General features: G+C 71.2%; 8 protein-coding genes. 2 read left to right on the top strand and 6 right to left on the bottom strand.

Annotated elements, in window-relative coordinates; translation table 11 throughout:
• Window positions 1-58: 58 nt before the first annotated feature.
• The 4 genes from pgsA to ABLE53_RS12050 all read right to left on the bottom strand — a co-directional run bounded on the left by pgsA (window position 59) and on the right by ABLE53_RS12050 (window position 6,603).
• Window positions 59-688 (bottom strand): CDP-diacylglycerol--glycerol-3-phosphate 3-phosphatidyltransferase, encoded by a 630-nt coding sequence (gene pgsA / locus ABLE53_RS12065; RefSeq protein WP_348859185.1) that lies wholly within the window; start codon window positions 686-688, stop codon window positions 59-61.
• A complete protein-coding gene (rimO, locus tag ABLE53_RS12060) occupies window positions 685-2,106 on the bottom strand; it encodes a 30S ribosomal protein S12 methylthiotransferase RimO (protein ID WP_348859786.1) in 1,422 nt (473 codons plus the stop codon). Before rimO ends, pgsA begins: the two co-directional genes overlap by 4 nt.
• Window positions 2,107-2,197: 91 nt before the next feature.
• Window positions 2,198-3,916 (bottom strand): helix-turn-helix domain-containing protein, encoded by a 1,719-nt coding sequence (locus ABLE53_RS12055; RefSeq protein WP_348859184.1) that lies wholly within the window; start codon window positions 3,914-3,916, stop codon window positions 2,198-2,200.
• A gap of 5 nt (window positions 3,917-3,921) precedes the next feature.
• On the bottom strand, window positions 3,922-6,603 hold the full coding sequence (locus ABLE53_RS12050; protein ID WP_348859182.1) for a DNA translocase FtsK: 2,682 nt from the start codon (window positions 6,601-6,603) through the stop codon (window positions 3,922-3,924).
• Between the two features lie 95 nt (window positions 6,604-6,698).
• Here ABLE53_RS12050 and ABLE53_RS12045 point away from each other — a divergent pair, with 95 nt between their 5' ends.
• Complete coding sequence (locus ABLE53_RS12045; protein WP_348859181.1) at window positions 6,699-7,352, top strand: lysoplasmalogenase; 654 nt, start codon at window positions 6,699-6,701, stop codon at window positions 7,350-7,352.
• A 112-nt stretch (window positions 7,353-7,464) separates the two neighbouring features.
• A complete protein-coding gene (locus ABLE53_RS12040; RefSeq protein WP_348859179.1) occupies window positions 7,465-10,905 on the top strand; it encodes a M4 family metallopeptidase in 3,441 nt (1,146 codons plus the stop codon).
• Between the two features lie 21 nt (window positions 10,906-10,926).
• Here the strand turns inward: ABLE53_RS12040 and ABLE53_RS12035 are convergent, their stop codons facing one another.
• Window positions 10,927-12,612, bottom strand: coding sequence for a ribonuclease J (locus ABLE53_RS12035; RefSeq protein ID WP_348859178.1), 1,686 nt, complete (start codon window positions 12,610-12,612; stop codon window positions 10,927-10,929).
• Between the two features lie 12 nt (window positions 12,613-12,624).
• Entirely contained in the window at window positions 12,625-13,515 is an 891-nt protein-coding gene (gene dapA, locus ABLE53_RS12030; RefSeq protein WP_348859176.1) for a 4-hydroxy-tetrahydrodipicolinate synthase, read from the bottom strand.

Here is a 13,515-nt window from a genome sequence, read left to right as displayed (position 1 = left end):
AGGCGCGCGTGAACGCTGCGTTAAGTCCCGTCCGGACCACCGGCGGGCGGGTCGGCGGTCAGCCACGCAAGCGGGCACGCTGCGTCCAGACGCCCCAGTAGAACTGCACGCCGGACCAGAAGGTCAGGACGACGGCGACGACGAGGCAGGCCACGAAGGCCCAGTAGAGGACGTCACCGGGCGTGTGCCACCAGTCGGCCGCGTCCGGGTCTGTCAGCGGCAGCACCAGGCCGCCGAGCGCGATGCCCTGGATGAAGGTCTTCCACTTGCCGAGCGTGTCGGCCGCGATCACGACCTTCGACGCGACGGCGAGACGGACGAAGGTGACGCTCCACTCGCGCGCCAGCACGAGGATCGTGATCGTCCACCACCACCAGGTGTCGTGGACGATCGCGAGACCGATGAACGCCATCCCGGTGATCGCCTTGTCGGCGATCGGGTCGGCGATCTTTCCGAAGTCGGTGACCAGGTTGTGCTTGCGGGCGAGGTCACCGTCGATCTTGTCGGTCACCATCGCGACGAAGAAGATCGCCCAGGCGACCAGCCGCCAGTGGGCCTGCTGGCCGTCGTCGATGAGCAGCGTCCAGCCGAAGAACGGCACCAGCAGGATCCGCAGGCTGGTCAGGACGTTCGGGACGTTCCAGTTGCTGACCTTGCGGGCCTCGGCGGCGGGCGTCGGCTGGCTCACGTGTCGACCCTAGCGACCAGGTCCGTACCGTCGGCGGCCACCACCGTCGCGCGCACCAGGTCTCCGCGGCGTACGCCGGCCGGCGGCTGTTCCAGGGTCGTCGTGCCGTCGACCTCCGGGCCCTGGTGGGCCGCGCGGCCGACGTACGCGCCGTCCTCGGTCTCCTCGACCAGCACCTCGACGGTCTCGCCGATCCGCTCCTCCGCGCGCTGCGCGGTGAGCTCCTCGACCAGCTCGGAGACGTGCTCCACGCGGGCGCGGATCTCGTCCTCGTCGAGCTTCGTCTCCTCGGGGAAGCCGGCGGCCTCGGTGCCGTCCTCGTCGGAGTACCCGAAGACGCCGGTCACGTCGAGCCGGGCGGCGACCAGGAAGTCGCAAAGCGTCTGCAGGTCGTCGTCGGTCTCGCCGGGGAAGCCGACGATCACGTTGGAGCGCACGCCGGCGGCCGGGGCATGCCGGCGGACCTGCTCCAGCAGGCCCAGGAAGCTCTCGGGGTCGCCGAACCGCCTCATCCTCCGCAGGACCCCGTGCGAGGCGTGCTGGAAGGAGAGGTCGAAGTACGGCGCCACGCCGGGCGTCGTCGCGATCGCCGCGACCAGGCCGGGCCGGGTCTCGGCGGGCTGGAGGTAGGAGACCCGGACCCGCTCGATGCCGTCGACGGCGGCGAGCTCGGGCAGCAGCGTCTCGAGCAGCCGCAGGTCACCGAGGTCCTTGCCGTACGACGTGGAGTTCTCGCTGACCAGGAAGAGCTCCTTGACGCCCTGCGCGGCCAGCCACTGCGCCTCGTGGAGCACGTCGGAGGGCCGCCGCGAGACGAACGAGCCGCGGAAGCTCGGGATGGCGCAGAAGGTGCAGCGCCGGTCGCAGCCGCTGGCGAGCTTCAGTGGCGCCCACGGGGCGTCGTCGAGACGGGTGCGACCGACGAAGCCCGGCACCGGGTCCACACCGCCGGCGGTCGGGCCGGTCGAGACCCCCGGCACCGACACGGCCGACGCGTCCCGGTCGACCGGGCTGATCGGCAGCAGGAGCCGACGGTCGTGCGGGGTGTGCGGATGATGGGCCTCGCCCGCGACGATGGCGCGCAGCTTGGCCGCGATGTCGGGGTAGTCGTCGAAGCCGAGGACCGCGTCGGCCTCGGGGAGCGAGTCGGCGAGCTCCTTGCCGTACCTCTCCGCCATGCAGCCGACCGCCACGACCGCCTGCGTGCGCCCGCCCGCCTTGAGGTCGGCGGCCTCGAGGAGGGTGTCGACCGAGTCCTTCTTCGCCTGCTCGACGAAGCCGCACGTGTTCACGACCACGGTGTCCGCGTCGGCAGGGTCCGACACCAGCCGGAACCCTCCTGCGCCGAGGCGGCCGGCCAGCTCCTCGGAGTCGACCTCATTGCGCGCGCACCCGAGGGTCACCATGGCGACCGACAGGGGTGCCGGCGCGGAACCTTCTCGTGTCTCGGTCATCGGGTCGAGTATGCCGGGGCCACCGCTCCGACACCGAAACGCCGGCTCGGCCGGGTCAGCGAGCGGTGTAGGTCTTCTGCGCCGCCTCGCCGGTCTTGCCGAGCGCGGCGGCCGGGCCGCCGTCGACGGAGACGCTCAGGGAGCCGTCGGAGGTCTGGATGCGCAGCGGCGGGGAGACCTTGAAGCTGCGTGACTCCCCGAACGCGAGGTCGCCGGTGAAGACCACCCGGCCGCGGCTGTCACGGATCACGACGTGCGCACCGCCGCCGGCGGCGGTGACGGTGACCGGCACCGGGTCGGCCGCCTTGCCGTACGGGTTCGTGGTGCCGGCGGAGCCGCTGTCGAGGCTCATCGCGGTGCTGGCCGGGTGTCCGGTGCCGTCCATCACCAGCCTGGCCACCGACCAGATCAGCACGACGGCCATCACCGCCGCCACGAGGACCGACCAGTTCGGGCCGCCGCGCATCCGTCGCAGGGTGCTGGTCGGGCCGGTCGCGAGCTCGGCCTCGAAGACCGTGCGCGGGTCGACCGGGCCCGCGGCGTAGCGCTCGTCGTACTCCTTCAGCAGCGGCGCCGCGTCGACCCCGAGGACCCGGGCGAGCGTGCGCAGGTGGCCCCGGGCGTAGAAGTCGCCGCCGCAGGGCGCGAAGTCGTCGACCTCGATCGACTCGATCACGTGCGGCCGGATCCGGGTCCGCTCCGCGAGCGTGTCGACCGTCAGACCGAGGCGGGTGCGCGCGGCAGCCAGCTCGGGGCCGATCACCGGGTCGTCGGCCGGCTCCGCCTCGAAGTCCTCGAGCTCGAGCGGCTCGACGGGCTCGCCGGGGGTGGCGATGGCGGAGACGCCCTCGGGGAGTACGGCGACCAGCTCGGTCTCCTGCGTCGCCGACGCGTCCTCGGCAGGCTGCAGCCGGAGCGCATTGGCTCCGTGGACGACCGTCTCGTCGTCGTCACGGTCGTCCTCGCGCGGCTGCCAGCGCAGCTCGGTGCGGATCGCCACCGTCGGCTCGCGCAGCGGGCTGGGCGTCGGGCTCGCGACCAGCGGAGGCGGGTTGGTCACCGGACGGTTGATGCGGGGGTTAGTGTCCTCGCGCGCTGCCACCGGACGGGTCGGCTCGGGCTCCGCCTCTACCGGCTCAGGCTGCGCATCGGTCGGCTCGGGCTCCGCGTCCACCGGCTCCGGCTCCGCGTCGGCCGGCACCTGCTCGACGATGCTGGGGTCGATCTCGACGACCCCGACCGACTCGCCGGCCAGAGCGGCGATGGCGGCGGTGAGGTCGCCGTGGTCGCCGACAACCCGGGTGCCGAGCCCGAGGGGGACGGCGAACGGCACGCCGTAGAGCCGCTGGGTCAGCCGGGCGTGGCGGCGGGCGCCGGCGGGCAGCTCGGCGACGGCCTCGTCCTCGTCGGCGAGGAGTACGGCGAGGCGGCCGTCGCGCCACCAGCCGGCGACGGTGCGCCGCCGCGGCAGGTGCTCGACCTCATCGACGCCCGACCACGGGATGCCGCGCCAGGCCCGGCCGAAGCGGAGCCGGACGCCCTGCTCGTCGACGAGCATGAGCGGCGTACGTCCGTCGTACGCCGTCCACGCCTGGACGACGGCGACGAGGAGCATGAGTGCGCCGACGGTATAGCCGACGACGCCGCCGCGCCAGCAGAAGGCGGCGGCGGTGAGCAGTGCGGCGAGCGCGACCGCGGCGGAGAGCCGGGTGTTGCGGCGGACCTCGACGAGGTCGACCTCGGTCTCGTTCCCGGCCTCCGGCCGGGTGGTCATCGTGGTCACATCTCCCCCTGAAGTGTTGCGATGACGCTGTCGAGCTCGTCGGGCTTGACGAGCACGTCGCGGGCCTTGGAGCCCTCCGAGGGACCGACGACGCCACGGCTCTCGAGGATGTCCATGAGGCGCCCGGCCTTGGCGAACCCGACCCGCAGCTTGCGCTGCAGCATCGAGGTGGAGCCGAACTGGGTCGAGACGACGAGCTCGATCGCCTGGACGACGAGGTCCATGTCGTCGCCGATGTCGTCGTCGAGGACCCGCTTGCTCTCGGCGGGAGCGGTGACGTCCTCGCGGTAGGTCGGCTCGAGCTGGGTCTTGCAGGCCTTCACCACCTGGTGGATCTCCGCCTCCGACACCCACGAGCCCTGCACGCGGATCGGCTTGGATGACCCCATCGGCAGGAACAGCCCGTCGCCCTGGCCGACCAGCTTCTCCGCGCCCGGCTGGTCGAGGATGACGCGCGAGTCCCCGAGCGACGACGTCGCGAACGCGAGCCGCGACGGCACGTTGGCCTTGATCAGGCCGGTGACGACGTCGACCGACGGGCGCTGGGTCGCGAGCACGAGGTGGATGCCGGCCGCGCGGGCGAGCTGGGTGATGCGGACGACCGAGTCCTCGACGTCGCGCGGGGCGACCATCATCAGGTCGGCGAGCTCGTCGACGATGACAAGGAGGTACGGGTACGGCGTCAGCTCGCGCTCGCTGTCCGGCGGAAGCTCGACCTTCCCGGCACGGACGGCCTTGTTGAAGTCGTCGATGTGGCGGAAGCCGAAGTTCGCGAGGTCGTCGTAGCGCATGTCCATCTCGCGGACGACCCAGGCGAGGGCCTCGGCGGCCTTCTTGGGGTTGGTGATGATCGGCGTGATCAGATGCGGGACGCCCTCATAGGCGTTCAGCTCCACCCGCTTCGGGTCGACCATGATCATCCGCACCTCGTCGGGGGTGGCCCGCATGAGGACGGAGGTGATCAGCGAGTTGATGAAGCTGGACTTTCCGGAGCCGGTCGCGCCGGCGACGAGCAGGTGCGGCATCTTGGCCATGTTGGCCACGACGAAGCCGCCCTCCACGTCCTTCCCGAGGCCGGCCACCATCGGGTGGTGGTCGCTGCGGGCGGTGGTGGAGCGCAGGACGTCGCCGAGGGAGACGATCTCCTTGTCGCTGTTCGGGATCTCCACGCCGACGGCCGACTTGCCAGGGATCGGCGAGAGGATGCGGACGTCCGCCGAGGCGACGGCGTACGCGATGTTCTTCTGGATGTTGGTGATCTTCTCGACCTTCACGCCGGGGCCGAGCTCGACCTCGTAGCGCGTGACCGTCGGGCCGCGGGTGTAGCCGGTGACCTGGGCGTCGATGCCGAACTCGTCGAGCACCCCCTGGAGCCGGTTGACCACATCGTCGCTGGCCTTCGAGCGGGCCTTGTGGGGCGAGCCCGCCTTGAGCAGGTCGCTCGAGGGCAGCGTGTAGGTGATGTCGCCGGCGAGCATGAGCTGCTCCACCCGCTGCGGCAGCTCGGCGTGCGGGGGCGGCTCGAGCTGGCCCTTCCCGGCCTTCTCGGCCTTCTCGGGCACCCGAGCACCCGGGGGCGCGCCGCGGTCCATCCGCGGGACGGTGTCCTCGGCCGCGTCCATCAGGCCGGTCTGCTCGCCCGTCATGTCGAGGGCGACGTCGAGGGCGTCCTTCTTCTTGCGCTTCCTGACCTCGCGCTCCTCCAGCACCGGGGAGTCGTACGCCGGCAGGCCGGCGTCGCTGCCGATCGTGTCGTCGGCGAACAGCCGGCCGCCGCTGCGGCGGCGCCGGATGGGCGCGGTGTCCTCGGCGTCCTCGGCGTCGTGGGGGCGCTCGCGGCCGAGCGCCCGGTCGCGGAGCTCGGCGAGCCTGGTCGGGACCTGGTAGAGCGGCGTGCCGGTGACCACGAGCACGCCGAAGAGGGAGAGGAGCACCAGCAGCGAGACCACGACCGCCGAGCTGCGCAGCAGGTCGAGGAGCAGGCTGGCGACGACGTACCCCACCGCACCGCCGGCGCTCTGCAGCGGCGCGGAGTCCCCGTCGACCGGCTGCGGGTTGCCGTTGGCGATCTGGACGATGCCGAGCACGCCCATCGCGAGCGCGCTCCAGCCGATGACCTGCCGGCCGACCGGGCCGTTGCGGACCGGGTCGCGCATGATCCGCGCGCCGGTGAAGACGAGGGCGAGCGGCACGAGCCAGCCGACCTTGCCGACGACGCCGCTCACGATGGTGCGTACGACGTCGAAGAACTGCCCGCCGAGCTGGAACCACACCCCGGCGGCGGCGACGACCGACAGGGCGACCACGAACAGCCCGAGCCCGTCGCGGCGGTGCTCGGGGTCGAGATCGCGGGCGCCGTGCCCGATGGCGCGGGCGACGGCGCCGATCCCGTGGGCGACCCCCATCCAGATCGTCGCGACCGCCTTGAAGATCGCGTCGAAGAGCTGCGCGACCGGTCCCCGGCCGCTGCGTACGGCGCGGGGCGGCTGCCGACGCGCCGTGCCCTTCCCCTTCCCCTTGCCGCGGCCGCGCGAGGGCGCGGCCTTGGCGCGGGCGCGGGTGGTCGCCGCCGCTCGCTTCGTGGGCTTCGTGGGCGTACTCCGGGTGCGGGTGCTCGAGGATCCTGAGGACGTGCTCGTGCTCCGCGACCCCGGCGGGGAAGACGTACGGGTCGCCATGCCACCAACCCTATTTGATCGTCACTCCTGTCACAGGGACCACAGTGGTGCGTGTCGTGTCGACAGGTCTGACGGGCGCCGACATGCTGCCGCCCATGCCTGTCGTCCTTCTCGGGGTCCTGACCGCGCTCGACGCCCTGACCGACTGGGCCGCCGTGGTCCACGACCGGCGTCGGGCCGAGCACGTCACCAAGCCGCTCGTGATGGTCGGCCTGATGGCGATCACCGTCGCGGCCGGCGGCACCGGCAGCGCCGCCGGCTGGTGGCTCCTCGCGGCGCTCTTCTTCGGGATGCTCGGCGACATCGCGCTGCTCGGCGACAGCGAGCCGCGCTTCCTCTCCGGCGTCGCGGCCTTCCTGGTCGGCCACGTCGGGTACGTCGTCTGCTTCGCGCTGCTGGGGCTCCCCTCCCCCGCCTGGGCGTGGGTCGTGATCGTGGTCCTGGTCGCGATGCTCGTCGTCACCAGGAGGGTCGTCCCGACGGCGTACCGCCTTGCTGGCGCACGGATCGCCGTCCCGATCGCCCTCTACTCGCTGGTCATCGGCATCATGCTCGTCCTGGCCTGGCTGACCGGCCTCCCGCTCGTCGCCGCCGGAGCGACGATCTTCGTGGTCAGCGACGCGATGATCGCGCTCACCCTCGCCGAGACCGAGTTCGGCCGACCGCATGGCGCCGTACAGCTGGCGATCATGGTCACCTACCACGTCGGCCAGGCGCTCGTCGCCGCCGGCGTGCTGCACGCGCTCTGATCCGCCGACCTGCCGATCCTCGGCGTGGTGTGCACCACGTCACACTCAGGATTCTCTAAGGTCCTAGCGTCGCGGTGATCTCGCGGCAGCTTCCCCACTGGAGGATCCTGTGATGCTCGGAACCCGAGGCATCTGCCTCACCCTCGTGGCCGCCGGCCTCGCCGTCTCCCCGATGGCCGCCCAGCCGGCGTACGCCGCCAAGCCCAAGCCCTCCCTCGTCGAGCGGCTCAAGGCCGAGGCCGACTCGGCCACCACCCTCAAGACCGAGGGTGCGACCGGCATGCTCGGGTTCGCCAGCACCAAGGGCGACCTCTACCCCGACCTCACCGCCACCGACCGGGCGGACGCAGCCAAGAAGGCCACGGCCTACCTCGACAAGTACGCCGGCGCCTTCGGCGCGAAGGCCGCGCAGCTGAGCCAGCAGGCGGTCACGAAGTCGCCTGCCGGATGGACGGTCGACTACGCCCAGACCTACCAGGGGCTGCCCGTCTTCGGCAGCCGGCTGCGCGCCCATGTCGACGACTCCGGCGACCTGACCTCGGTCAACGGCTACCTCGCCCCCGACCTCGACCTCGGCACCACCCCGCGGATCACCAAGACCGACGCGCGGGATCGCGCGCTGCGGATGGTCAAGGCGCAGCCCGCCGGCGTGAGCGGCAAGGTCCCGGCGTCGTACACCGACGGTCTCGAGGCCGCCAGCACGCAGCTGATGGTCTACCGGATGGGTGCCATCCAGGGCGTCAGCGGGCGCACCCTGCTCGCCTGGGTCGTCGAGGTCACCAACGCGAGGACGATCCGCGAGACGGTCGTGCTCGACGCGCTCACCGGCAAGCCTGTCAACCGCTACTCCATGCTCGACCACGCGCTGGATCGGACGCTCATCGAGAAGCACAACACGACCAGCACCGCCGACGACGAGACCGTCTGGACCGAGGGGGACACCTTTCCCGGTGACCTCGACCAGGACCAGCAGGACGAGGTGCAGGGCACCGGCGAGGCGTACTGGTTCTTCCGCAACACCTTCGGCCGGGATTCCTACGACGGCAAGGGCCACTCGATGACGACCGTCAACAACGACCCGAGCATCGCCTGCCCCAACGCCAACTGGAACGGCACCACCACGAACTACTGCAGTGGGCTGGCCGCCGACGACGTCGTCGCCCACGAGTGGGGCCACGCCTACACCGAGTACACCGACGGCCTGCTCTACCAGTGGCAGCCGGGGGCGATGAACGAGGCCTACTCCGACATCTGGGGTGAGACCGTCGACCTCGCCAACGCGCGCGAGAACGACGGTGATGCCGCCGCGCGCACGGACAACCACTGCTCGATGTACACCCGTGGCTCCATCGCCGCGACGATCGACTCCCCCAGCAGCGCGGCCGGCCCGTGCCAGCAGGCGGTTGCGGCGTCGTTCGGTCCGGTCTTCGACAAGACCGGCACCACCGCCGAGGTCGTCGTCGGCACCGACGCGGCCGACGACGCCGGACCATCGACCACCGACGGCTGCTCGTCCCTCACCAACGCCTCTGCCGTCTCCGGCAGTTGGGTGTACGTCGACCGCGGGACGTGCACGTTCGCGACCAAGATCGCCAACGCGCAGGATGCCGGCGCCACCGGCATCGTGTTCGGCAACAACGTGGCAGGCACACCGATCTCGGTAGCGGGCGGGCCCGACGACCTCTACGGGCTGATGGTCACGCAGGCCGACGGCACCCGGATCAAGAGCGCCGGCGGCGTGACCATGACCGTCAAGGACAGTGACACCGCGACCAAGGACGACAGCAAGCGCTGGCTGATCGGCGAGGACACCACGGCGTTCGGCGGTGCGATCCGCGACATGTGGATGCCGACGTGCTACGGCAACCCGGGCAAGGTCTCCGACGAGGAGTACTACTGCGACACCGACGACAACGGCGGCGTCCACACCAACTCCGGAGTCGTCAACCACACCTATGCCCTGCTCGTCGACGGCGGCACCTACAACGGCGTCACGGTGCCGAAGATCGGGCTGGACAAGGCCGCCAACATCTTCTGGCAGGCCCAGACCAACTACCTGACCCCGACCTCGGGCTTCCCGGAGCTCGCCTCGGCGCTGACCCAGTCGTGCACGGATCTGGTCGGCGTCGACACGCTCAAGAACGTCGCCGTCGGTAACAGCGCCACCGGCGGGAGCGAGGAGGATGGTGGCGCGATGACGCCCATCACCGCCACCGACTGCCAGGCGGTCTCGTCGGCGACTTGGGCGACCGAGCTCACGAAGGAGCCGGCGCAGTGCGACTTCCAGCCGCTGCTCGCCAAGGACACCCCGTCGCTGTGCGGGAAGGACTTCCGCAGCAAGACGGTGTGGAAGGAGGACTTCGAGGGCGGCATCTCGTCCGACTGGAGCCGCGACGTCGAGTTCTTCTCCGACCCCGACTACGGCTCCGGGCAGGTGTCACACCCGTGGACGACGACCACCAACCTCCCCGAGGTGTCCCAGCTGCCTGGCGGCGGTGGCACCCACCCGCAGTCGGCCGTCGCCGTGAGCACCGACCCCGACGCCGGGAGCTGCGCCGGCGATGCGCAGGACGAGTCGTCGCGTGACGGGCTGATCAGCCCGGACCTCACCGTCCCTGCCGGCACCGCGCCGAAGCTCTCCTTCGAGCACTACGTCGCCACCGAGCTCGGCTACGACGGCGGCAACGTGAAGGTCTCGGTCAACGGGGGCGACTTCGAGGAGATCCCGTACGACGCCTACGTCTACAACGCGCCTGGCGCCCAGCTCGCCACGCTCGCCCAGGGCAGCACCGACCCGATGGCCGGCCAGGTCGCGTTCACCGGCACCGACGGCGGCAAGCCCACCGGCTCGTGGGGCACCTCGATCATCGACCTCTCGTCGATCGCCGAGGCGGGTGACACCGTCGCGTTCCGATTCGACATGGGGCGCGACGGCTGTGGCGGCGTGGACGGCTGGTACCTCGACAACGTCCAGCTCACCGTCTGCAAGATCCTGCCGACGCCGGACGTCACCATCACCAAGCCGGCCAGGTCCGTGTACGGCACCTCGACGAAGCTCAGGGTCAAGGTCGACGGCGCGACCCGCGCGACGGGCAAGGTGAGTGCCAAGGAGGGCAGCAGGACCCTCGCCTCCGGGACGCTCAACTCCGGCGAGGTCGCGACGCTCGCACTCCCGAAGACCCTGTCCGTCGGGCGCCACACGATCGCTGTGGCGTACACCGGCGACGGCGCCAACCACTCGGCGACGAGGACCGTCGCCGTGACCGTCGTCAAGGCGGCCGGCTCGGTGACGGTCAAGGCGCCCGCGAAGGTGAGGAAGGGCCGCGCGTTCTCGGCGACGGTGAAGGTCGCCGCGGCCGGCACCACACCGACCGGCAGGGTCACGATCCTCAAGGGCAAGCAGCGGATCGGGTCCGGCACCCTGCGCGCCGGCAAGGCCACGATCCGGCTGAAGTTCGGGATGGTCGGCCGCAAGGCGCTGACGGCGAAGTACGCCGGGTCGGCGACCGTCGCGGCGGGGTCGAAGGGGTTCGCGGTCCGCGTCGTGAGGTGAGACCCCGCCGGGTCCTGCCGGTCAGGCCTCGATGACCACCGGGATGATCATCGGGCGGCGGCGGTGGGTGTCGGAGACCCAGCGGCCGAAGGTACGGCGTACGGCCTGCTGCAGCTGGTAGGTGTCGGTGGCACCCTCGGAGACCGCGCGGTTGACCGCGTCGACGATCGGCTGCTTGATCTCGTCGAAGTCGCCCGACTCCCAGGCGTGGCCGCGGGCGTGGATCTCGGGGCCGGCGGAGACCTTCCCGGAGACGGAGTCGACGACGACGATGATGGAGACGAAGCCCTCCTCGCCGAGGATCCGGCGGTCCTTGAGCTCGCTCTCGGTGATGTCGCCGACCGAGGTGCCGTCGACGAAGACGTAGCCGCAGTCGACCTTGCCGGTGACCTTCGCCCTCCCCCCGACGAGGTCGACGACGACGCCGTCCTCGGCGAAGACGACGCTGTCGATGCCGACGGCCTTGGCGAGCTCGCCGTTGGCGAGCAGGTGGCGGACCTCCCCGTGGACGGGCATGACGTTGCGCGGCCGGACGATGTTGTAGCAGTACAGCAGCTCGCCGGCCGATGCGTGCCCGGAGACGTGGACCAGCGCGTTGCCCTTGTGCACGACGCGGGCGCCGAGCCGGGCGAGGCCGTTGATCACGCGGTAGACGGCGTTCTCGTTGCCGGGGATGAGCGACGAGGCGAGCAGGACGGTGTCGCCGGGCTCGATCGACACGAAGTTGTGGGTGCCGTTGGAGATCCGCGAAAGCGCCGACATCGGCTCGCCCTGCGACCCTGTGGAGACCAACACCTGCTTGTCGGGCGGCAGGTCGGCGAGCTCCTTGGCGTCCACGATCACGCCCTCCGGCACGTGGAGGTAGCCGAGCTCGGAGGCGATCTGCATGTTGCGGACCATCGAGCGGCCGACGTAGCCGACCTTGCGGCCGTACTTCACCGCAGAGTTGAGGATCTGCTGGACGCGGTGCACGTGCGAGGCGAAGCACGCGACGATGATCCGCTGCGAGGACTCCCGGAAGACCTCCTCGATGGCGGGCTGGATCTTCTTCTCGGCGGTGGTGAAGCCGGGGACCTCGGCGTTGGTGGAGTCGGTGAGGAAGAGGTCGACCCCCTCCTCGCCGAGCCGGGCGAAGGCGCGCAGGTCGGTGATGCGGCCATCGAGCGGCAGCTGGTCCATCTTGAAGTCGCCGGTGTGGAGCACGAGCCCCGCGCCGGTGCGGATGGCGACGGCGAGCGCGTCCGGGATGGAGTGGTTGACCGCGACGAACTCGAGGTCGAAGGGGCCGAAGGAGATCCGGTCGCCCTCCTTGACGACGTGCTGGACGGTCTCCCGCAGCCGGTGCTCGCGGAGCTTGGACGCGACCAGGCCCAGGGTCAGCCGGGAGCCGACGATCGGGATGTCGCCGCGCTCGCGGAGGAGGTACGGCGTCGCGCCGATGTGGTCCTCGTGGCCGTGGGTGAGCACGAGCGCGTCGATCGCGTCGAGGCGGTCCCGGATCGGTGAGTAGTCGGGCAGGATCAGGTCGACGCCCGGCTGCTGGTCCTCGGGGAAGAGGACGCCGCAGTCGACGACGAGGAGCCTGCCGGCGTACTCGAAGACGGTCATGTTGCGGCCGACCTCGCCGAGGCCGCCGAGCGGGATCACCCGCAGACCGCCCTCGGGGAGCTCGCCCGGAGCGGAGAGCTCGGGGTGTGGATGGGACATGCAGTTCCTGTTCTAGAGGAGGCCGGAGGCCTGCAGCCCGGCGCGCAGCGCCTCGAGCTCCACGTCGTCGAGCGCCACGAGGGGGCTGCGGACGACGCGGTTGTCGAGGACGCCGGTCAGCTCGAGGGCGGCCTTGGCGGTGGTGGCTCCGTAGTTCGGGACGCCCATGATGGCGTCGATCGCGGGGAGCATCCGCGCATACGTCTGACGGGCGGCGACCACGTCGCCGCTGGTGAACTGGGTGTGCATCGCGCGCAGCAGGTCGCCGGTGACGTGACCCGCGACCGAGATGAAGCCGCTGGCGCCGTGCGCGAGCCAGGCGAGGTTGAGGGCGTCGTCGCCCGAGTAGAGGGCGTAGCCGAGGTCGAGCAGGACGCTGCCGCGCGGCAGGTTGCCGGCGGCCTCCTTGACCGCGACCACGGTGTCCCAGGTCGCCGCCTCGCGGTAGACCTCGAGGCCGATGGCGGAGCCGGTGCGACCCGGCACGTCGTACAGGATGACGGGAACGCCGGTCGCGCCCACGACCTGCCGGAAGTGCTCGAGGATGCCGCGCTGGCCGGGCTTGTTGTAGTACGGCGTCACGAGCAGCAGCCCGTCGGCCCCGACCTTCTCCGCCTGCTGGGCGAGCTCGATGGAGGTGCGGGTGTCGTTGGTGCCGACCCCGGCCACGATCTTGGCCCGCTCACCGACCGCGTCCTTGACCGCGGCGAGCGTCTCGGCGTCCTCGCCGACCGTCGTGGTCGCCGACTCGCCGGTGGTGCCGGAGACGACCAGGCCGTCGTGGCCGTGGTCGACGAGGTGCTTCGCGACCTTCTGCACGCCGTCGAGGTCGACCGCCCCGTCCTCGGTGAACGGGGTGACCATTGCGGTCAGGACGGTGCCGAACGGGGTCGCGAGCGTCAT

Source organism: Nocardioides asiaticus, from assembly GCF_040049175.1.
In the GTDB taxonomy this organism is placed as follows: Bacteria; Actinomycetota; Actinomycetes; order Propionibacteriales; family Nocardioidaceae; genus Nocardioides; species Nocardioides cheoyonin.
This window is presented reverse-complemented; position numbering and strand designations above follow the sequence as displayed.

What these genes read in the sequence shown, in the direction of transcription:
- ABLE53_RS12055 (WP_348859184.1), bottom strand. Translation starts at nt 3,916, where the DNA reads ATGACCACCCGGCCGGAGGCCGGGAACGAGACCGAGGTCGACCTCGTC.
- ABLE53_RS12050 (WP_348859182.1), bottom strand. Translation starts at nt 6,603, where the DNA reads ATGGCGACCCGTACGTCTTCCCCGCCGGGGTCGCGGAGCACGAGCACG.
- ABLE53_RS12045 (WP_348859181.1), top strand. Translation starts at nt 6,699, where the DNA reads ATGCCTGTCGTCCTTCTCGGGGTCCTGACCGCGCTCGACGCCCTGACC.
- ABLE53_RS12040 (WP_348859179.1), top strand. Translation starts at nt 7,465, where the DNA reads ATGCTCGGAACCCGAGGCATCTGCCTCACCCTCGTGGCCGCCGGCCTC.
- ABLE53_RS12035 (WP_348859178.1), bottom strand. Translation starts at nt 12,612, where the DNA reads ATGTCCCATCCACACCCCGAGCTCTCCGCTCCGGGCGAGCTCCCCGAG.
- dapA (WP_348859176.1), bottom strand. Translation starts at nt 13,515, where the DNA reads ATGACGCTCGCGACCCCGTTCGGCACCGTCCTGACCGCAATGGTCACC.